Below are 20,186 nucleotides of genomic sequence, written 5' to 3'. Positions count from 1 at the left end.
AGGTGGTGAAATATGGATGGTAGATGATTTCAGCAAATTATCCGGTTTGCAGCTGGATGCGTTAAGAGAGATTGGGAATATCGGAGCCGGCAATGCAGCAACTGCTCTGGCCCAGATGATAAATGCCAAGATTGATATGAGTGTGCCTCAGGCCAGGATAATGCTTTTTTCCGAGGTTCCCGACCTGGTGGGGGGAGCAGATAAGCATGTAGTAGGTATTTATCTACGGGTGGAAGGCTCGGCCCCAGCCAGCATCCTTTTTATTATACCGGTAGAGAAAGCTTGTTTGCTGGTTGATATGCTGATGTTTAAGCCTTTAGGTACTACGAATATGGATAATTTTGGCGATATGGAAATGTCGGCGATGATGGAGCTAGGTAACATAATTTCGGCAACTTATCTTAATGCTTTGGCAGCTTTTACTGGCCTAAAGCTTTTGCCTTCGGTTCCGGCTCTGGGAATAGATATGGCAGGGGCCGTTATGGATGCGATTTTGGCTCAGTTTGGCGAAGTAGCTGATCATGTTCTGGTTTTAGAGACCGATTTTAGAAAAGAAGCGGTAGATCTGGTAGGCCATTTTATTCTGCTTCCTGAGCCTGGAGCGCTTGACACTATACTAAAAGCACTTGGGGTGAGCATGTGATGGGCAAGATTATCCAGGTAGGGATGGCAGATCTCAAATTGGCCAAAGCTCCAGATAAGCTTATGACTGCAGGATTAGGTTCCTGTATAGGGATATGTGTGCGGGATAAAAGTAAACAGCTGGGCGCGTTAGCCCATATAATGCTGCCTTTAAGCACACAGGCACGCAATGCGGATAATAAAGCTAAATTTGCGGATACAGCTATAGAACTGCTGGTAGAAGAGATGAAGCGCAATGGTGCTGATATTACCCGTTTAGAGGCTAAATTTGCCGGAGGAGCTCAGATGTTCAAGTTTTCCGGTGAGAGTGATATAATGAAAATAGGGCAGCGCAATGCTGCCGCCGTCGAAGAATATCTGCAAAAGTACGGTATCAAGATACTGGCCAAGGATGTAGGAGGCAATTATGGGCGTACTATAACCTATGATCCCGCTACCGGGGATTTATTGGTGCGGACTATTGGACATGGGGAGAGAATAATTTAAATGAACCCCGATTATGTGAACCAGCTCTGGATGCGGTATAAGGAACAAGGGGATGAAAAGGCCAGGGAAGAGCTTATTTTGCACTATGCAGGTTTGGTAAAGTATGTAGCTAACCGGCTGGCTATAAATCTATCTTCAGCCGTAGAGGTTGATGAGCTTTATTCTTATGGGGTGGAAGGTTTAATTGATGCGGTAGAAAAATTTGATCACCAGCGCAACATCAAGTTTGAAACTTATGCCATTACCCGCATAAGAGGAGCTATAATCGACGGCTTAAGATCTATGGACTGGGTTCCGGTTTCCATAAGGCAAAAGAGCAAGGAGCTGGAAAAAGTGTACAGCAGGCTGGAGGCTAAACTGGGCCGGGCAGCTAGCGATGAAGAAGTAGCCGAGGAAATGGGCATAGACCTGGAAAAGCTTAATAAAATATTAAGAGAAGTAGCAGTTACGACGATAATATCATTAGAGGATTTTTATGCGGGTGAAGAAGGAGAAGAAAAGAAAAAGAGATGGGCTGATATTATTGAAGATGGAGACAGCATAAATGCCCTAGAAATCCTTGAACTTACGGAAACGAAAGAGATACTGGCAAGGGCGATAGCCAAATTGCCGGAAAAAGAAAAATTAGTTATCTATCTCTATTATTATGAAGGTTTGACTTTAAAAGAAATAGGAGCAGTTTTAAATCTTTCTGAATCCCGCATATCGCAGCTGCATACCAAAGCTATATTGAGATTGAGAGGGAGTCTGGGCAAGAAAAAGCAACAGATAATATAGGTGAGGGTGGGGGGATGAGTTTATGCCTGAAAACATGGAAAACCAGATAAATGCTGAAATTGACAAAGATGGAGAGGCCGAAGTTTTTATAACTAAAGATAAACTGCAGGCCTTTTTGCAGGTAACCCCACCTGTAGGCAAGGGCAAACCTTGTACGCTGGAAAAGGTAAAGGAATTATTAGCCAGGAAAAATATAGTCTATGGCATTAAGGAAGAAAATTTGCAAAAAGCCTTAGAGCCTGAAAACTGGGGAAAAAGAATCCTGATCGCTCAGGGTGAAGCAGCCCGGGATGGGGAGAATGCAAGGATTGTATACCATTTTCCCCTGCCGCAAGATAGGGTAGGACCTAGAATTGATGAAAAAGGCCGAGCCGATTATTATGACCTGGGACTTATACATAATGTAAAAATGGGAGATTTTTTAGCGGAAAAGATTCCTGCCACTGAAGGGGTAGCAGGCAAAGATATAACTGGCAGGGATATTCCTCCTAAAAGAGGAAAAGATGTGATGCTGCCGCGGGGCAAGAATACTATTGCCGATGAGGAAAACTTGCGGCTTTTTGCCGCTATAGATGGCAATGTTACCATTATTGATAACAAGGTTACGGTTTCTCCGGTTTTTCAGGTCAATGGAGATATAGATTATTCTACTGGCAACATAGATTTTGTAGGAAGTGTAGTGATAAATGGCAATGTCAATACCGGTTTTAAGGTATATGCTGCCGGGGATATTGAAGTTAAAGGTTTTATCGAAGGAGCAGAAGTAGTTGCGGGAGGCAATGTCGTAGTAAAAGGCGGTATTGTAACCGGCCAGCGCGGCCTGGTAAAAGCAGGTGGTAATATATATGCCAGATTTATTGAAAATTCCAGGGTAGAAGCCGAAAACGACATAATAATCCGCGAAGCTATAATCCAGTCAACAGTAAGAGCAGGAGGAAGTGTAAGGGTAACAGATAGGAGGGCTTCTATAATTGGAGGAAAGGTTCAGGCCTGTCAGGAAGTGGAAGCCAAGTTCATAGGATCACAGCTGGCTACGCCGACGGTAATTGAAGTAGGGGTTAATCCTCAGTATAGGGAAGAATATCAAAAGATTTTTAAGAACCTACCTTCCAAAAAAAATACTTTGGAAAATATAGCACATAATCTGCAGATCATACAAAAAGCTAATATAGCGCCGGAAAAATTAGATCCTAAGCGCAGGATTATGCTGATGAAATTATTAGATGAGTTTAAAAAACTGCGCAAAGAAATTGCCGAAATGGAAGAGAGGCTTAATTTTCTAAGTGAGGAGATGCAGAAGATTACCGAGGCCAAGGTAAAGGTATGGGAGGTTGTATATCCAGGTGTCCGCATCATTCTAGGGCAGTCGATATATATTGTAGATAATCCTATAAAATACTCAGCTTTTGTGCTGGAAGAAGGGGAAGTAAGGATAGCTCCGCTTAGTTAGGAAGAGGGGATGATATTATGACCATAAGGAGTATTGATATGCAGGTCCTGGTGCAGAAAATAGGTGAAGTAGCCAAGATAAAGCAAGCGGAGCAGTCAGCAGCCAATAATCGGCAGCAGGATTTTATAAATATGATAAGCCAGGATACTGTCCGCTACAGCAAAACCGTAAATCAAACTTTGCCGGGGGAAAAAAAGATAGTAAACAATAATGAAGAAAGAGATAAACGAAGAAGGAAAAAAGAGGTGAAAAAAGAAAAGGGCGATAAAGATTATCCCGGGGATGATAGAGGGAGCAGCATAGATATTAAAATATAAGGTGGTGGCGGTTATAACTACATTCATACTTTCGCTAGCGTTACTTTTACTAGTTTTAGCTTTTATAAGCTTAAGCCGGCAAAAAAATTTTCTGGAAAACTATGCTAGAGACCTAGAGGCTACCCTTAATGATGCCAAGAAGGTAAAGGAAGATTTGAATTTTTTGTTAGATAATGCAGTAAAAATAGCGGCAAGGATAAATAATGAACTACACGAAAAAATAAACTATCAGGAGGAACTTATAGACCAGCATGATAAACTGGAAAAAAGTTATGTATTAGAAAATGGAGAAAATATAGCTAATAAGAAGAAAATAAGGGTATATCAGGCAGCTAAATATTTAGGCATGGATAGCAAAGTGTTAATAACTATATTACGCCAGATGGGGTATAAAGTGAATAGTCAGCTAAATACACTGGATGTGGCCTTACTAGATAAAATAAAAGCAATCGAGGTGGGGAATCCTCCATCTGACAATATAAAAAACAAAGAATATAACACCATATCCCAGTTTGATAACAATGAAAATACTGATACCGTTGATAGAAAAGATTATCTATCCGAAAAAGATGATATAGATGATATATTAGAGGATATTAAAAACGCTCATCCTTATATGGCTGTACGCGCATTGTACGAAAGGGGCTATACTATAAAAGAAATAGCCAAGTTTCTGGGCCGAGGCCAGGGCGAAGTTCAGATTCTCTTAAATTTAGCCTACAAAAATAGGGCTATTTGAGGTGGAGCTTAATTTAAAGCTTCACCTTTTGTTTTAAGCCTAGCCTTTAGGGGTATATTATTAGTAGAAAAAAAGTCAAAATAAGGTGCTTTTATATTGCAAATGGCGGAAGGCTTGTGGTATATTATCTCTTGGTATTACACACGCCGATGACTTGCTGAAGGGTGCTTCGCTCGAAGTCTTCAGGAAGGATGATTTGTGCGGAGGACAAAAACAAAAAGAGAGGAGGTGCGGTCGGTGTCAGTAATTAGCATGAAACAGCTCCTGGAGGCAGGAGTTCATTTTGGACACCAGACGCGCAGATGGAACCCTAAAATGGCTCCATATATTTATATGGAGAGAAATGGCATTTATATTATTGATCTTCAGCAAACAGTTAAAAAATTCGATGAGGCTTATGAATTTGTTAAAAGTGTAGTTGCTGAAGGCAAGTCGATTCTTTTTGTCGGCACCAAGAAGCAGGCCCAGGAAAGTGTTAAAGAAGAAGCGGAACGCTGTGGCATGTACTATGTCAATCAGCGCTGGCTGGGCGGTATGCTTACCAATTTTAAGACTATTCAAAAAAGGGTTCAGCGTCTTAAAGACTTAGAGCGCATGGAAGAAGAAGGCGCTTTTGAAGTCCTGACCAAAAAAGAAGTTGCCAAATTATTAAAGGAAAGAGAAAGATTAGAAAGGTTTTTAGGTGGTATCAAAAATATGGACAAACTGCCGGGGGCTCTTTTTGTTGTTGATCCGCGCAAGGAAAAAATTGCCGTAGCGGAAGCCCGTAAACTCGGTATACCGGTAGTGGCTATTGTGGATACCAATTGTGATCCTGATGAAGTAGACTATGTAATTCCTGGTAATGATGATGCTATCAGAGCGGTTAAGCTTATTACTTCCAAAATTGCCGATGCCGTTCTGGAAGCCAAGCAGGGAGAACAAGTTATGGCTTAGCTTTTGGCTTTTAAAGGGGTGAGTAGGTTTTATCTTATGCACCCCTTTTCTTACGAATAATTTTATTTGGCTAGGAGGTAAATAAGAGTGGAAATAACAGCAGCAATGGTGAAAGAACTGCGAGAAAGAACAGGCGCAGGTATGATGGACTGCAAAAAGGCCTTGATGGCGACTAATGGTGATATAGAAAAGGCGATTGATGAACTTAGAACCAAAGGTTTGGCTAAAGCAGCTAAAAAAGCAGGCCGGATTGCCAGTGAAGGCATAGTAGCTTCTTATATTCATGGGGGAGGAAGAATAGGGGTTTTAGTAGAAGTAAACTGCGAAACAGATTTTGTGGCCAAGACGGATGAATTTAAGAGTCTGGTACATGACATCGCTATGCAGATAGCAGCTTCCAGTCCGGAATATGTAAGACGTGAAGAAGTTCCGGAAGAAGTAATAAACCATGAGAAAGAGATTTTGCGCGCTCAAGCTCTAGAGGAAGGTAAGCCGGAAAAGGTTATTGAAAAAATGATTGAGGGACGTTTAGAAAAGTTCTTTAAAGAAAAGTGCCTTTTGGAACAGCCGTTTATAAAAGATCCCGATAAAACTGTGCAGGAATTGGTACATGAACATATTGCTAAAATCGGAGAAAATATAAACATAAGAAGATTTGTGCGCTATGAAGTAGGTGAAGGCATACAAAAAGAAGAAACCAACTTTGCGGCTGAGGTAATGGCACAGATTAAGGGTGAATAGATAATATAATAAATAATAATAATTAAAAATGCCTGGGAGGTAATCTCTTGCAAAAGCCTAAATATAAAAGAGTAGTTTTGAAATTAAGTGGAGAAGCTTTAGCTGGGGATCAAGGATACGGAATAAGTCATGAAATAATAAATTCTATTGCCAAACAGGTAGTGGAAGTAGTAAAGTTAGGTGTAGAAGTAGCTATTGTAGTGGGCGGAGGCAATATCTGGCGCGGCGTAGCGGGAAGTGCTCGCGGTATGGATAGGGCTACGGCAGATTATATGGGAATGCTGGCAACGGTTATAAATGCCCTGGCTTTGCAGGATGCTCTGGAGAAATTAGGCATAGAAACCAGGGTTATGTCAGCTATTGAAATGAAAGAAATTGCTGAGCCTTATATAAGACGCAGGGCTATTCGCCATTTAGAAAAAGGAAGGGTAGTTATATTTGCCGCCGGAACAGGTAATCCTTATTTTTCTACTGATACCGCAGCTGCTTTACGTTCTGCCGAAATAGAAGCCGAAGTTATTTTAATGGCGAAAAAGGTTGATGGGGTATATGATTCTGATCCCCTTAAGAACCCCAATGCCAAGAAATTTACTGATTTAGAGTATATTGAAGTTTTAAACAAAGGGTTGGGGGTTATGGACTCTACAGCCACTTCACTGTGCATGGATAATAAGATCCCTATCATAGTTTTTGATTTAACCAAAAACGGGAATATTTTAAGGGCAGTGATGGGCGAAGAGATAGGTACGTATGTTGGGAGGTAAGGTTATGATAAAAGATATCATTAATGATGCCGAGCAAAGAATGAAAAAAGCAATTGAACACCTGAAGCAGGATTTGGCCTCTTTGCGGGCGGGAAGGGCTAATCCGGCTATGCTGGATAAGGTTATGGTTAATTATTATGGTACACCTACTCCCATAAATCAATTGGCTAATATTACCGTACCTGAAGCCAGGCTTTTAGTAATTCAGCCTTGGGACAAAAGTGTTATTCCGGAGATAGAAAAGGCGATTATGAAATCTGACCTGGGCGTTACCCCTACTAATGATGGCAATGTGGTAAGAGTAGCTATTCCCCAGCTTACGGAAGAGAGGCGAAAGGAATTAGTTAAAGTAGCCAAGAAAAGGGCTGAAGATGCCAAGGTTGCGGTACGTAATATCAGACGGGAAGCCAATGATGAGATAAAGGGAAAAGAAAAAGAAAAGCTCGTTTCCGAAGATGAAGCTAAAAAAGCGGTTGATGATATTCAGAAGCTTACCGATAAATATGTAAAAGAGATTGATCTTATATTACAGGCCAAAGAAAAGGATATAATGGAAGTTTAAATAATAAGTAGTTTGCTTAAAATATAAATAAGGCTATAATAATGATAAACCCCCAGTGTAACGGGGGTTTTATAATTTGAAATGAGGGAAGATAGATAATGGCAGTACCCAGAGAGAATAAAACCGTAAAAGTGCCTGATAAAATACCTTATCATATTGCTATAATTATGGATGGAAACGGACGCTGGGCTAAAAAAAGGCTGATGCCCCGTACTATGGGGCATAGAGCCGGTATGGCTGCCTTAAAACGAGTAGTAAAGGCATGTGTAAAATTTAATATACCGATATTAACAGTTTATGCCTTCTCTACGGAAAACTGGAAAAGGCCAGGTGAGGAAGTAGATTATTTAATGAAATTACTGGTGGAATTTGTAAATAAAGAATTGGCTGAATTACATGAGCAGAATATTCGTATTAATGTACTGGGGGATTACTTGCAGCTTCCTTTCGAATGTCAGATGGCGATTAAAAAAGCCCTGCATTTGACAGCAGGTAACAGCGGAATGATTTTTAATATTGCTCTCAACTATGGAGCGCGGCTGGAGATAATAAAAGCCGTCAGGGAAATAGGGAGACTGGTTAAAGAAGGCAAGATATCTCCTGAGGATATTGATGAAAGGCTATTTGCTGACTTTTTATTTACTCGAGGCATGCCTGATCCTGATCTGGTGATACGCACGGCGGGAGAAATGCGGGTAAGCAATTTTTTATTATGGCAGATTGCTTATTCGGAAATATGGATAACAGATAAATTATGGCCTGATTTTACGGAAGAAGACTTATTAAAAGCTATAGATGATTATAGCAGGAGAGAGAGAAGATTTGGAGGATTAATTATAAAGGAAAAAGGTGAAGAGAATGCTTAAGGAAAGGGTAATAAGTGCGGTTATTGGCATCCCCCTTATAATAGGGGTTCTTTATCTGGGCGGGATATGGTGGGAAATTTTTTTCCTCTTTATCGGGATTATAGGGCTTTTTGAGATATACCGGATGATGAAGGAGAAAGGGTTAAAGCCCTTGTGGATACCTGGTTATTTATTAATGTTAATTTGCTTCTGGCAGAGTAAGATGGACTATGGGGATATGATATTTTCCCTTACTCTGGTGCTGATAATAACTATTATATTGAGTGTAATCGCTTTTCCCCGGATTAAATTTGATGATGCCGCCTTAAGTTTTTGGGGGGCTATCTATATAGGAATTTTATTGGGCTATGCTTTAAAAATAGGGCATCATTTTGAACATAGTTTTATCATAATGCTTTTAACTTTTGTTTTAACCTGGTGCACAGATATTGGCGGGTACATATTTGGAAAAAGATGGGGAAAACATAAGATGACACCGGTTTTGAGTCCGAAGAAAACCTGGGAAGGAGCTGCAGGAGGGGTATTTTTATGTGTTTTGGCTGCCTGGGTATTTTCTAAACTTACTCCTTACTACAGCTGGCATTATGGATATGTTCTGGTTCTGGGATTTTTAGCCAGCATTATGGCGCAGCTGGGAGACCTTTTTGCTTCGAGCATAAAGAGGTATTTTGGCGTAAAAGATGCCGGCCATATTATTCCCGGACATGGTGGAGTCCTGGACCGATTTGATAGTTTTATGCTGGTTTTGCCGGTAGTTTATTATTTCTTTGCTTTTTGGGTGCTACAGGGAAAGTGAGGGGATATGTTTGGAACCTGAACTTTTGAGGTATTTGAAAATTTTGACTAAACTGGCTATCCTGGTTATGGGACTGATTGCTTTTTATTTGCTTTTTATTTATGTATTTCCCATACTGGGAAAGCTGCTTTCTTATATTCCTGCTCTATTTATGCCTTTTATAATTGCTATTATACTAGCTGTAGTAATTGAACCGCTGGTAAATATTTTTGAGAAGAGATTTTGTTTTAAAAGAAGTATCGCGGTTATAGTTAGTTTGCTGTTAGTTGTAGGTGGGTCTATATGTATAATTTCTTTATTGATTGCTAAAATTGTAAGGGAAATTTCCGGTATGTTGCCGGAACTTGCTGGCTATTCTGATCATATAACGTCCAATGTGGTTAATGCCTTGAGTGATATAAAGCTGTGGTATTTAAGGCTAAACATCCCTCCGGAACTGCAAAACTCTATACAGCAGAATTTGCAAAACAGTTTAAAAGGTTTAGAAGACCTGATGGGGCAGAGTGCTAATTTTTTAATAAAAATCCTGGCCTTACTTCCCGAGCTGTTTATTTTTTTAATAATCGCCATGGTGGCTACCTATTTCATAATTAAGGATAGAGCTCTGATACGGGTTTTCTTTTTTAAGTTCATTCCTGTGCAGGCTCAATCACCAACAAGAAATGTAGCCGCTCAGCTTTTTAGTGCTCTAACTGGTTTTTTTAAAGCTTACAGTATTTTGGTATCTATAACTGCCCTTGTAACTATGATAGGACTTAAAATTTTAGGGGTAAAGTATATAATTACAATAGGGATAATTGTAGGGCTTTTAGATATTTTACCTGTATTGGGACCGGGAATTTTTTTCATCCCTTGGGCAATATGGCTTTTCATTACTGGCAATAGCAGATTGGCAGTAGGGATTTTAATATTATATACTCTTATTTCCGCTGTAAGGCAGTTTTTAGAACCTAAAATAGTAGGTGACAATCTGGGGCTACATCCGCTGGCTACTTTATTTTCTCTCTATGTGGGTTTGAAGTTAGGTGGGGTAACTGGCATGGTTTTGGGACCGGTTTTGATGGTAGTGATAATTGCGGCTTACAAAGCAGGGGTTTTTGATAATATTAAATGGAGGCCAACTTCATGAGAGATAATGATACCATAAATTTGGTGCTTTTAGGCTCTACCGGTTCTATCGGGCGGCAGACACTGGAGGTAGTTGATAAATACCCGGAAAGATTTAAGATAGTGGCTTTAGCAGCCAAAGATGAGGTTGATGAGCTGAAAAGACAGATTATAAGGTATAAACCTAAGATAGTAGCGGTAGACGATGATTATACCTACAGGCAATTGAAGGATTTTTGCCCGGCAGGGGTTGAAGTAAAAGCGGGTATAGAAGGTATGTGTGAACTAGCCTCTTTAGAAGAAGTAGATTTTGTTCTGATAGCCGTAAGTGGTGCGGTAGGAATAAAACCGACTTTAGCAGCTATAAGGGCGGGAAAAAGGATTGGCCTTGCCAACAAAGAAACCCTGGTGGTAGCCGGTGATATTGTGATGCAAGAAGCTAGGGCAAGATCAGTACAGATTATTCCCGTAGATAGTGAACATTCGGCGATTTTTCAGTGCCTTAAAGGAGAGGAAAAAAATTTAAAAAAGATCTGGCTTACTGCTTCTGGAGGACCTTTTCGTGAGTTTAGCCTGCAGGATTTGGCCAGGGTAACAGTTGATATGGCTTTAAAACATCCCAACTGGAAAATGGGGCCTAAAATTACTGTTGATTCGGCTACCCTGATGAATAAGGGGCTGGAGGTTATTGAAGCTCATCACCTTTTTGGGGTGGATTATGATAGAATTGAAGTATTAGTTCATCCGGAGAGCATAATCCATTCCCTGGTTGAATTAGTAGATGGCTCCTTTATCGCTCATTTAGGGGTTCCTGATATGCGCATACCTATTCAGTATGCCCTGACCTATCCCGAGAGGCTGGTTTCCTTAGCATCTCCTTTAGACTTTTTTGCCCTTAAAGCTTTGCATTTTGCCAAGCCAGATCGGGTAAAATTTCCGGCTCTGGATTTAGCTTACCAGGCAGGGAAAACCGGAGGCAGTATGCCGGCCGTTTTAAATGGGGCTAATGAGGTTGCCGTAGGGGCATTTATCAGGCGGCAAATAAGCTTTCTGGCCATACCTGCTATTGTGGAAAAAGTCATGCAAAAACATACACCCCTGGTAAAGCCGACTCTGGACGATATTTTGGCTATCGATGCCTGGGCCCGTAAAGAAGCTGAATATTTAGTTCTCAAGGAGGCTAATTGAAAAGTGACAATTATAACTACTTTGATTATTATTGCTGTTTTGATCCTGGTGCATGAATGGGGACATTTTATCGTTGCGCGCAGGATTGGCATACCTGTATATGAATTTAGTTTAGGATTTGGATATAAGCTTTTTTCTTTTAATAAGGATGGAGTAGAGTACTCATTAAGGCTTATTCCTCTCGGAGGCTTTGTACGCATGGCCGGAGAAGAGCCGGGGGACCACAGCGACCCTAATGGTTTTAGTAGCCGTACTCCCGGGGAGAAGATGAGTGTAGCTTTTGCCGGGCCTTTTATGAATTTTATACTGGCAGTTCTTATATTTGTATATATTTATACTTTTATCGGCATACCTCATGCTTCTGATGAGCCGGTTTTAGGGAAAGTAATAGCCGGAAAACCAGCTTATGAAGCAGGGCTGAGAGCTGATGACCGCATAGTTGAAGTGAATGGAGAAAAAATAAACACCTGGGAAGAATTTACCCGCAAAATAGCTGCTACTCCCGAAGGAGATTATGTAGAATTGCTGGTACAGAGAGGAGAAAAATTTATAACGGTAAAGGTAAAACCGATTAGGAATGAGAGCAGTGGAGTACCCATAATAGGGGTTATGAATAAAATTACTTATACTAAGCAGAATATTATAGATTCTATAGCTATTGGGCTTAAACAAACTTATCAGCTTACCGTTCTTTTGCTTTCCGGTTTATGGCTTATGATTACGGGAGGAGCTTCGGCTGCTGATCTGGCAGGCCCAGTAGGTATTACGAAACTGGTGGGGGAAGCAGCGCAGGTAGGGACAGTATTTCTCTTAAGTTTTACCGCCTTTTTAAGTATAAATTTAGGGATATTAAACCTACTCCCCATTCCGGCCCTGGATGGGAGCCGGATTGTCTTTGCCCTGGTTGAATTGGTAAGGGGAAAACCTATCGAGCCTGATAAGGAAGGCTTTATTCACTGGCTGGGATTTATTTTTCTTATGCTTTTGATAATAATTGTAACTTATAATGATATAGTAAAACTTATAAAAGGATGATATCATGCGGCGCCAATCGAGGGTAATAAATATCGGATCGGTTAAAGTTGGAGGGGATAATCCGGTTGTAGTTCAGTCTATGACTAATACCGACACCCGGGATATACAGGCAACGATAAAACAGATTCAGGCGTTAGAAAAAGCGGGATGTGAGATAGTAAGGGTGGCGGTAGTAGATGAAGAAGCAGCCCGAGCTATTGCGGAGATAAAAAAGCAGATTTCTATTCCTCTGGTGGCTGATATTCATTTTAATTACCGGCTGGCTCTAAAAAGTGTAGAAGCCGGGGCTGATGGACTGCGCATCAATCCGGGAAACATAGGGGATATAAAAAGGGTACGCGAAGTAGTGAAAGTTTGCCGGGAAAAAGGAATACCGATAAGGATTGGAGTTAATGCCGGATCACTGGAAAAAGGTGTGCTGGAAAAATACGGCGGGATAACTCCGCAGGCTATGGTAGAAAGTGCAATGAACAGTATAAAGATTTTGGAGGATATGGATTTTCAGGATATAAAAGTATCCCTGAAAGCGTCCAGTGTAAATTTGACCGTAGAGGCTTACCGGTTGCTGGCAGATTTAGTTGATTATCCTCTACATCTGGGGATAACGGAGGCGGGAACCAAGGATAGAGGGCTTATAAAGTCAGCTCTGGGAATAGGGATATTACTGCATGAAGGTATTGGAGATACGATAAGGGTTTCTTTGACTTCTGATCCGGTAGATGAGGTATGGGCAGCTTATGAAATCTTGCGCAGCTTAGAGCTCAGGAACCGGGGAGCAGAACTTATTTCCTGTCCTACCTGTGGCCGGTGTGAAATAGATTTACTTAAAATTGCTGAAGAGATAGATTACAGACTGCGCAGTATAGACAAGCCTTTGAAAGTAGCAGTTATGGGCTGTGTGGTAAACGGTCCCGGGGAAGCGAAAGAAGCCGACATAGGAGTAGCAGGAGGAAAAGGTTATGGTTTGCTTTTTAAAAAAGGCAAGATAGTAAAAAAAGTGCGTGAGGAAGAAATGGCTGCCGAACTGATGCAGCATATTTATGCCATGCTGGACGACAATTCTTGCATCAATGATCTTTAAGGAGGTATGGAAATTGAAGTATTCAGAGCTTTTTTGTCCAACTTTGCGCGAAGTCCCCAGTGAGGCAGAAGTGGTAAGCCATCAGCTGCTTTTAAGAGCAGGTTTTATCCGTAAGACTACGGCTGGGGTTTATACATATATGCCTTTAGCCCAGCGGGTTTTAAGAAAAATTATGAATATCATAAGAGAAGAGATGGATAGGGCAGGCGCTCAGGAACTGCTTATGCCGATTATTCAGCCGCGTGAACTTTGGGAACAGTCAGGGCGCTGGGCTGTATATGGGGAAGAAATGTTCAGACTGAAAGACAGACATAACCGTGATTTTGCCTTAGGGCCCACCCATGAAGAACTTATTACCAGCCTGGTAAATGCAGATGTACATTCTTATCGTGATTTGCCCCTTATGTTGTATCAGATTCAGAATAAATACCGTGATGAGATCCGCCCTCGTTTTGGCTTGATGCGGGGCAGGGAGTTTATAATGAAAGATTTATATTCTTTTGATGCTGATTATGAAGGCTTGGATGTTTCATATAACAAGATGTATGAAGCTTATAAAAGGGTTTTTGACCGCTTAAATCTTAAATATCGCGTGGTGGAAGCTGATAGTGGAGCTATCGGCGGCAGCGAGAGCCATGAGTTTGTAGTTCTGGCTGATACGGGAGAGTCAGAAATAGTATTTTGTGATAACTGTGATTATGCGGCTAATGTAGAAAAAGCAAGCTGTTTAGCCCCGAAAGAGGAAGATACTTCACCCTTGCTAGACCTGGAAAAGATAGCCACACCAGGACAAAAGACTATTGAAGAAGTGGCCAGATTCCTGGGACTGCCGGCATCCAGACATGTAAAGACTTTGCTGTATAAAGCGGACGGGGAAATTATTGCCGTAGTAATAAGAGGAGACCGGGAGTTAAATGAAACTAAACTTAAGAATTTCCTCCATTGTACTCACCTGGCCATGGCTGAGGAAAATGAAGTCAGAAAAATTTGTGCGGCGGGATTTGGCTCTTTAGGACCGGTAGGACTTCCTTGCAAGGTATATGCAGATCTGGAGGTTGCCCGTATGCGCAATTTTGTATGTGGTGCTAATGAAGATGGATTCCATCTTATAAATGTAAATATGGGGCGGGATTTTGTTCCGGAAGCAGTTGCTGATTTACGCAATGCCGTTAAAGGGGATAAATGCCCGGTTTGTGGAAAAGAGCTTGAGGTTCAGCGCGGGATTGAGGTAGGACATATATTTAAACTGGGAACCAAATACTCTGAAGCCATGGGAGCTACTTTTTTAGACCAGGATGGCAAGGAAAAACCTTTTATCATGGGGTGTTATGGCATAGGGGTTTCGCGTACTATGGCAGCTGCGGTAGAGCAGAATCATGATGAAGATGGCATCATATGGCCAGTTCCTATTGCCCCTTACCAGGTGATAATTGTTCCCGTAAACATTAAGGATGCTGAACTGCGGGTGGTGGCAGAAGAAATATATAAGACTTTGCTTGCTGCTGGTATAGAAGTTATACTAGATGACCGGGATGAGAGAGCCGGGGTAAAATTCAAAGATGCTGATCTCATCGGTATTCCGGTAAGGATTACTATTGGTTCCAAATCGCTGAAGGAAAATAAGGTAGAAATAAAGAAAAGATGGGAAAAAGATGCAGAACTAGTTGCTGTTTCCGAGGTTTTGGCTAAAGTAAAAGATTTTTTGAATATTTAGCGGGAAGTGAAGGGAAATGTCTAGCTATGAAATTGTTTTTAAACTTACTTTAGCCTGTATCCTGGGCGGATTAATAGGCCTGGAGAGGGAAAGTTTAAACCGTCCGGCTGGACTTAGGACTTACACCCTGGTCTGTGTAGGTTCGGCTTTAGCCATGATTGTTTCCCTGGATATGTATTATGCTTACTATCATACGGTAAATGCAGATCCTGGAAGGATTGCGGCCCAGGTAGTAAGCGGGATAGGTTTTCTGGGAGCTGGCACCATAATGAGGGAAGGAGCGACGGTTAGAGGACTGACTACGGCGGCCGGTCTATGGGTGGTAGCCTGTATTGGGCTGGCTGTAGGAGCAGGGCTTTATTTACCGGCTGTTGCTACTACTTTGCTTATCTTGTTTGTATTAATATATTTTGTGAGGTTCGAACAGAGGTTTACCGGACTTCGTGAATATAAAGGCCTGGTACTGGTAGTTGAAGACCGGCCCGGGCAGGTAGGGATAATAGGTTCTATACTGGGAGAAATGGGGGTTTCCATAAAAAATATTCAGCTAAACCGTATGGAAAAAGATGACGAATTGGAAATAGAGCTCCTTTTAAGTTTACCGGGCAGTGTAACCATTGGTGAAGTAATGGAAGAGCTTGCTGGGGCTAGAGGAATAAAGAGTGTAGACAGGCTTAACTGATAATATTAGGGTTTTATATCTGCTAAAGGGGAAGAGGATAATGAACCGAAGGTTTGACCAGTTTCTGGCTGATAACCTGGATAGGCGTTATGCCAAACTGTGGGAAGGGGCAGTAATCTCAAGGCTGGAGGTTTGTCATAAAAACCGGCTTTGGCGTTTACATGTAAATATAAATAAGCCCCTGACAGCAGAGATAATAAATGAAACGGCCAGCCAGCTTAACCGTAAAGTATTCCCCTTTTTAGACAATATACAAATTATTCCTTATCTAAACTATTTTGAAAAGAATGTAAAAAATATTCTGGCATTCAGAGCCCGGGAATTAGAACAGGATTTTTTTGCTGGTACTGACTTTTATAACCGGATCAGCTGGCAGGTGGAGGAAGGTCGCATTGACCTGGTAGTGGAAGAGGAAAAGGTTTACGATTATATAATTAAGAATCAGGTTTTAAACCGATTGTCGGCCTGGTTTTGGCATCATTATCTTTTGCGCCTGCTGGTACGGGTAATATTTACCCATAATAGCAAGAACATTTCCTCTTTGCCGGACAAAGTTTTTACCGCTGGGGAAGTAGAAATACTGGACTTCAACCCTTCCCCTGCGCTAAAGGAAGCAGCTTTTACTAATAAAGAAAAGCCAAGAGGACGAAGATTAAAGAAAAAGAATAATCTTTTGGAAACTGATAATGTGATAAAGGTGTGTGAACTGGAAGAAGGCTTAAAAAGAGCGGTAGTACAGGGAGAAATATGGAATAAAGAGGTAACCTCGCTGCGGGATGGGCGTTATGTGGTTACCTACTGGCTTACTGACCATACAGACACTATATTGATCAAATATTTTGTGGATGATTTAGAGGAAGATGAGATAAATACTGGTGATTGGATAAAGGCATGTGGCGGGGTGCGCTATGATAACTTTGCCCGTGAACTGGTGCTTTTTCTGGAAGGTTATCAGAAGATAGAGCCCCAAAGGCGGAGGGACTGCTGTCAGGAAAAAAGAATTGAACTCCATGCTCATACCAAGATGAGTGCTATGGATGGGCTGGTAGAGGCTTCGGAGCTGGTGGCTAGGGCTGCTTCCTGGGGGCATGCGGCTATTGCCATTACTGATCATGGATGTGTTCAGGCTTATCCGGAAGCCTGGCATGCCGCCGAAAAACATAAAATCAAGCTTATTTATGGGGTAGAAGGCTATCTGGTGGAAAATGACAAGAAAGAAAAGCCTTATCATATAGTGCTTCTCGCTTGTAATCGTACCGGAATAAAGAACATATATAAACTGGTCAGCAAATCTTATCTGGAAAATTTTTATCGCAAACCTAAAATCCTGCGTGCAGATCTTATAGCCCATCGGGAAGGGATACTGGTAGGAACTGCCTGTGAGGCGGGGGAACTTTTTACCGCTGTCCGCAATGGGGCAAGTGAAGATAAGATTTTAGAGATAGCATCATTTTACGATTATTTTGAAATCCAGCCTCTAAAAAACAATGAATTTATGATAAAAAATGGCTGGGTAGAAAATGAGGAGAGAATAAAAGAGATTAACCGTTTTATTTACGAATTGGGAAAAAGGTTGGGAAAACCGGTGGTGGCTACCGGAGATGTTCATTTCTTAGATCCCGAAGACGAGGTTTTCCGCCGCATTATTCAGGCAGGACAGGGATATGCTGATGCCGAGGCCCAGGCTCCTCTCTACTTTAAAACTACGGAAGAGATGCTGGAAGAATTTAGTTATTTAGGAGAAGAAGAAGCTAAAGAAGTAGTTATTTATAATACCCATAAGGTTGCCGGGATGGTAGAAGATGTGAAACCGGTTTTGGATGGCTTTTATCCGCCGAAGATTGAAGGTGCTGAACAGGAGATTATTAATTTAACCTGGAATGTGGCCAGGGATAAGTATGGCGAAAATATGCCGCCCATGGTGGAAGAGAGGATAAAGAGAGAGCTGGATGCGATTATCAATAATGGTTTTAGTGTGCTTTATCTTATTGCTCACAAATTAGTTAAGAAATCTAATGAAGATGGTTATCTGGTAGGGTCAAGAGGATCAGTAGGGTCTTCGCTGGTAGCTTATTTTTGCGGCATAACAGAAGTTAATCCCCTGCCGCCGCACTATCTTTGTCCGCAATGTAAATACAGTGAGTTTATTGCTGATGGTTCCGTAGGTTGTGGAGCTGATTTGGAAGATAAATTATGTCCCCGTTGTGGGGAAGAGCTGAGTAAGAATGGATTTGATATACCTTTTGAAACTTTTTTAGGTTTTGAAGGTGATAAGGTACCTGATATTGATTTGAACTTTTCCGGTGATTATCAGAGCCGGGCTCATCAATATGTAGAAGAAATTTTTGGCAAGGAAAATGTTTTCCGGGCTGGTACTATTTCAACTATTGCGGAAAAAACTGCCTATGGTTTTGTCAAAAAATATGCCGAAGATAATGACATTTTTTTAAAAAATTCGGAGATACTTCGCCTAGCTAGAGGCATAACTGGAGTTAAGCGAACAACCGGGCAGCATCCCGGGGGAATGATTGTTGTTCCTCATGACAAGAGTATTTTTGAATTTACTCCCATTCAGTATCCTGCCGATAATCAGGAAGCAGGGGTTATAACTACTCATTTTGATTATCATGCTATTGATGCTCAATTGGTAAAACTTGACATACTGGGGCATGATGATCCTACGGTTATTCGGGAGTTAGAAGAATTAACAGGAGTTAATGCGCGCAGTATAAGCCTTAGTGAAAAAGAGACTATGCGCATATTTTCCAGTGTGGAGCCTTTAGGAATAAAGCCGGAAGATATAGGTTCTAAGGTGGGAACTTTTGGGATACCGGAGTTTGGTACCCGTTTTGTAAGGCAAATGCTGGAAGAGACCAGGCCCACTAGTTTTTCCGAGCTGGTACGCATAAGTGGGCTTTCGCACGGTACCGATGTTTGGCTTAATAATGCCCAGGATCTTATTCAGAAGGGTATAGCCACTTTAAGTGAAGTAATATGTACGCGCGATGACATTATGGTTTTTCTCATTTACAAAGGTCTGGATAAAAAGAGAGCCTTTAAGATAATGGAACAGGTGCGTAAAGGAAAAGGGTTAAATCCGGAAGATGAAGAGCTGATGAGACAGCATGGGGTACCCGAATGGTATATTGAGTCATGCAAAAAGATAAAATATATGTTTCCCAAGGCCCATGCGGTAGCTTATGTAACTATGGCTTTTCGTATTGCCTATTTTAAAGTTTATTATCCCAAGGAATTTTATGCCAGCTTTTTTAGCATCAGAGCTGAAGATTTTGAAGCCGATACGATTCTTAAAGGTTATGATGCCGTAAGAAGGAGGATTGAGGAAATTGAAAGGATGGGCAATGCCGCTTCCCAGAAAGATAAGAAATTGCTGCCGGTTTTAGAATTAGCTATGGAAGCTTATGCCCGGGGGATAAAGTTTTATCCGGTAGATATATATGTTTCCGATGCTTCTAAATTTAAAGTTTATAAAGATGGCCTCATACTTCCGTTTTCAGCTCTTCCCAATGTAGGAGAAGCTGCAGCCCAGGGTGTCTTAGAAGCCAGAAAAGAAGGAAAGTTTATATCTATAGAGGATTTCCAGCTTAGAACCAAACTTAATAAAACAGCTATGGAAATTTTAAAACAGCATGGATGTTTTAAAGGTATGCCAGAAAGCAGTCAAATGACGCTTTTTGCTTAAAAACTTATATTTGTATTTACTTGAATAAATTTGCGTTGTTGTGTTATACTCTAAATAAGCGAAGTAATATGGCTTGGAGAAAAGGTGGGTTCGTGCCCACTTTTTCTATTGTAAATATTCATTTGGCAGGGGGTAGTTTAATGCCAAAAGTTGCGGTGCAGGAAATTGAAGCCCTGATCGCGCCTATATTAAGCAGTATCAATATAGAGTTAGTTGACATCCAGTATCGGAAAGAAAATAAGGAGCAGATATTAAGAATTTTTATTGATACCCCACAAGGGGTAGATATTGATACCTGCACGCGAGCTACCAGGGCTATCAAAGATATAATAGATGAAGAAGACATTTTTTATGACCATTTGGAAGTGTCTTCCCCCGGGTTAGACAGGATAATTAAAAAAGATAAATCGCCTGAGAGGTTTATCGGTCGCAAAGTAAAAATCAAAATGAAAAAAGATTATCCTTCCTTTAAAAACATTACGGGAATATTGTATGGTGTAGATGAAGAAAAGATAGAATTATTAGTTGATGAAGAGGTAGTTGAAATCCCCTGGGAAATGACATTGACCGTAAGGTTATATCCAGATATTTGATGAGGAG

Annotated in this window: 20 protein-coding genes; all 20 read left to right on the top strand. The window is 41.1% G+C overall.

Annotated elements, in window-relative coordinates:
* Positions 1–16: 16 nt before the first annotated feature.
* Positions 17–643 (top strand): chemotaxis protein CheC, encoded by a 627-nt coding sequence (locus tag BUB92_RS02585; protein ID WP_073089598.1) that lies wholly within the window; start codon positions 17–19, stop codon positions 641–643.
* Complete coding sequence (locus BUB92_RS02580) at positions 643–1,128, top strand: chemotaxis protein CheD (protein ID WP_073089596.1); 486 nt, start codon at positions 643–645, stop codon at positions 1,126–1,128. Before BUB92_RS02585 ends, BUB92_RS02580 begins: the two co-directional genes overlap by 1 nt.
* A complete protein-coding gene (locus BUB92_RS02575; protein ID WP_073089594.1) occupies positions 1,129–1,905 on the top strand; it encodes a FliA/WhiG family RNA polymerase sigma factor in 777 nt (258 codons plus the stop codon). It abuts the gene before it with no gap.
* Between the two features lie 22 nt (positions 1,906–1,927).
* The gene (locus tag BUB92_RS02570; protein ID WP_073089592.1) at positions 1,928–3,355 is read left to right on the top strand and encodes a DUF342 domain-containing protein; all 1,428 of its coding nucleotides are present in this window, start codon (positions 1,928–1,930) and stop codon (positions 3,353–3,355) included.
* Positions 3,356–3,372: 17 nt separating this feature from the next.
* Positions 3,373–3,672: a hypothetical protein gene (locus BUB92_RS02565; protein WP_073089590.1), complete on the top strand. Its 300-nt coding sequence runs from the start codon at positions 3,373–3,375 to the stop codon at positions 3,670–3,672.
* A 4-nt stretch (positions 3,673–3,676) separates the two neighbouring features.
* Positions 3,677–4,411 (top strand): translation initiation factor IF-2 N-terminal domain-containing protein, encoded by a 735-nt coding sequence (locus BUB92_RS02560; protein WP_143156846.1) that lies wholly within the window; start codon positions 3,677–3,679, stop codon positions 4,409–4,411.
* 237 nt (positions 4,412–4,648) lie between these two features.
* Positions 4,649–5,347: a 30S ribosomal protein S2 gene (rpsB, locus tag BUB92_RS02555; RefSeq protein WP_073089587.1), complete on the top strand. Its 699-nt coding sequence runs from the start codon at positions 4,649–4,651 to the stop codon at positions 5,345–5,347.
* An 87-nt stretch (positions 5,348–5,434) separates the two neighbouring features.
* Positions 5,435–6,088, top strand: coding sequence for a translation elongation factor Ts (gene tsf / locus BUB92_RS02550; protein ID WP_278280487.1), 654 nt, complete (start codon positions 5,435–5,437; stop codon positions 6,086–6,088).
* A gap of 47 nt (positions 6,089–6,135) precedes the next feature.
* Positions 6,136–6,852 carry a UMP kinase gene (gene pyrH / locus BUB92_RS02545; RefSeq protein WP_073089585.1) on the top strand — a complete coding sequence of 239 codons (717 nt, stop codon included), beginning with the start codon at positions 6,136–6,138 and terminating at the stop codon, positions 6,850–6,852.
* 4 nt (positions 6,853–6,856) lie between these two features.
* Positions 6,857–7,414, top strand: coding sequence for a ribosome recycling factor (frr, locus tag BUB92_RS02540; protein WP_073089583.1), 558 nt, complete (start codon positions 6,857–6,859; stop codon positions 7,412–7,414).
* Between the two features lie 98 nt (positions 7,415–7,512).
* Positions 7,513–8,280, top strand: coding sequence for an isoprenyl transferase (locus BUB92_RS02535; protein WP_073089581.1), 768 nt, complete (start codon positions 7,513–7,515; stop codon positions 8,278–8,280).
* A complete protein-coding gene (locus tag BUB92_RS02530) occupies positions 8,273–9,076 on the top strand; it encodes a phosphatidate cytidylyltransferase (RefSeq protein ID WP_073089580.1) in 804 nt (267 codons plus the stop codon). The genes BUB92_RS02535 and BUB92_RS02530 overlap by 8 nt, the downstream gene beginning before the upstream one ends.
* Before the next feature lie 10 nt (positions 9,077–9,086).
* Positions 9,087–10,205: a sporulation integral membrane protein YtvI gene (ytvI, locus tag BUB92_RS02525; protein ID WP_073089578.1), complete on the top strand. Its 1,119-nt coding sequence runs from the start codon at positions 9,087–9,089 to the stop codon at positions 10,203–10,205.
* The gene (locus BUB92_RS02520) at positions 10,202–11,371 is read left to right on the top strand and encodes a 1-deoxy-D-xylulose-5-phosphate reductoisomerase (RefSeq protein WP_073089576.1); all 1,170 of its coding nucleotides are present in this window, start codon (positions 10,202–10,204) and stop codon (positions 11,369–11,371) included. The genes ytvI and BUB92_RS02520 overlap by 4 nt, the downstream gene beginning before the upstream one ends.
* A 3-nt stretch (positions 11,372–11,374) precedes the next feature.
* Positions 11,375–12,406 (top strand): RIP metalloprotease RseP, encoded by a 1,032-nt coding sequence (gene rseP / locus BUB92_RS02515; RefSeq protein ID WP_073089574.1) that lies wholly within the window; start codon positions 11,375–11,377, stop codon positions 12,404–12,406.
* Positions 12,407–12,410: 4 nt separating this feature from the next.
* Entirely contained in the window at positions 12,411–13,487 is a 1,077-nt protein-coding gene (gene ispG, locus BUB92_RS02510) for a flavodoxin-dependent (E)-4-hydroxy-3-methylbut-2-enyl-diphosphate synthase (protein ID WP_073089572.1), read from the top strand.
* Positions 13,488–13,500: 13 nt separating this feature from the next.
* On the top strand, positions 13,501–15,201 hold the full coding sequence (locus BUB92_RS02505; protein WP_073089570.1) for a proline--tRNA ligase: 1,701 nt from the start codon (positions 13,501–13,503) through the stop codon (positions 15,199–15,201).
* A gap of 16 nt (positions 15,202–15,217) precedes the next feature.
* Positions 15,218–15,883 (top strand): MgtC/SapB family protein, encoded by a 666-nt coding sequence (locus BUB92_RS02500; RefSeq protein WP_073089568.1) that lies wholly within the window; start codon positions 15,218–15,220, stop codon positions 15,881–15,883.
* A gap of 40 nt (positions 15,884–15,923) precedes the next feature.
* Positions 15,924–19,586 carry a PolC-type DNA polymerase III gene (locus BUB92_RS02495; protein ID WP_084728285.1) on the top strand — a complete coding sequence of 1,221 codons (3,663 nt, stop codon included), beginning with the start codon at positions 15,924–15,926 and terminating at the stop codon, positions 19,584–19,586.
* Positions 19,587–19,726: 140 nt separating this feature from the next.
* Positions 19,727–20,179, top strand: coding sequence for a ribosome maturation factor RimP (locus BUB92_RS02490; protein ID WP_073089565.1), 453 nt, complete (start codon positions 19,727–19,729; stop codon positions 20,177–20,179).
* The last annotated feature ends 7 nt before the right edge of the window (positions 20,180–20,186 follow it).

It is taken from the genome of Thermosyntropha lipolytica DSM 11003 (assembly GCF_900129805.1).
Taxonomy (GTDB): domain Bacteria; phylum Bacillota; class Syntrophomonadia; order Syntrophomonadales; family Syntrophomonadaceae; genus Thermosyntropha; species Thermosyntropha lipolytica.
Note: the sequence above shows the minus strand (reverse complement) of the source record. Positions and strands in the feature narration are given on the sequence as shown.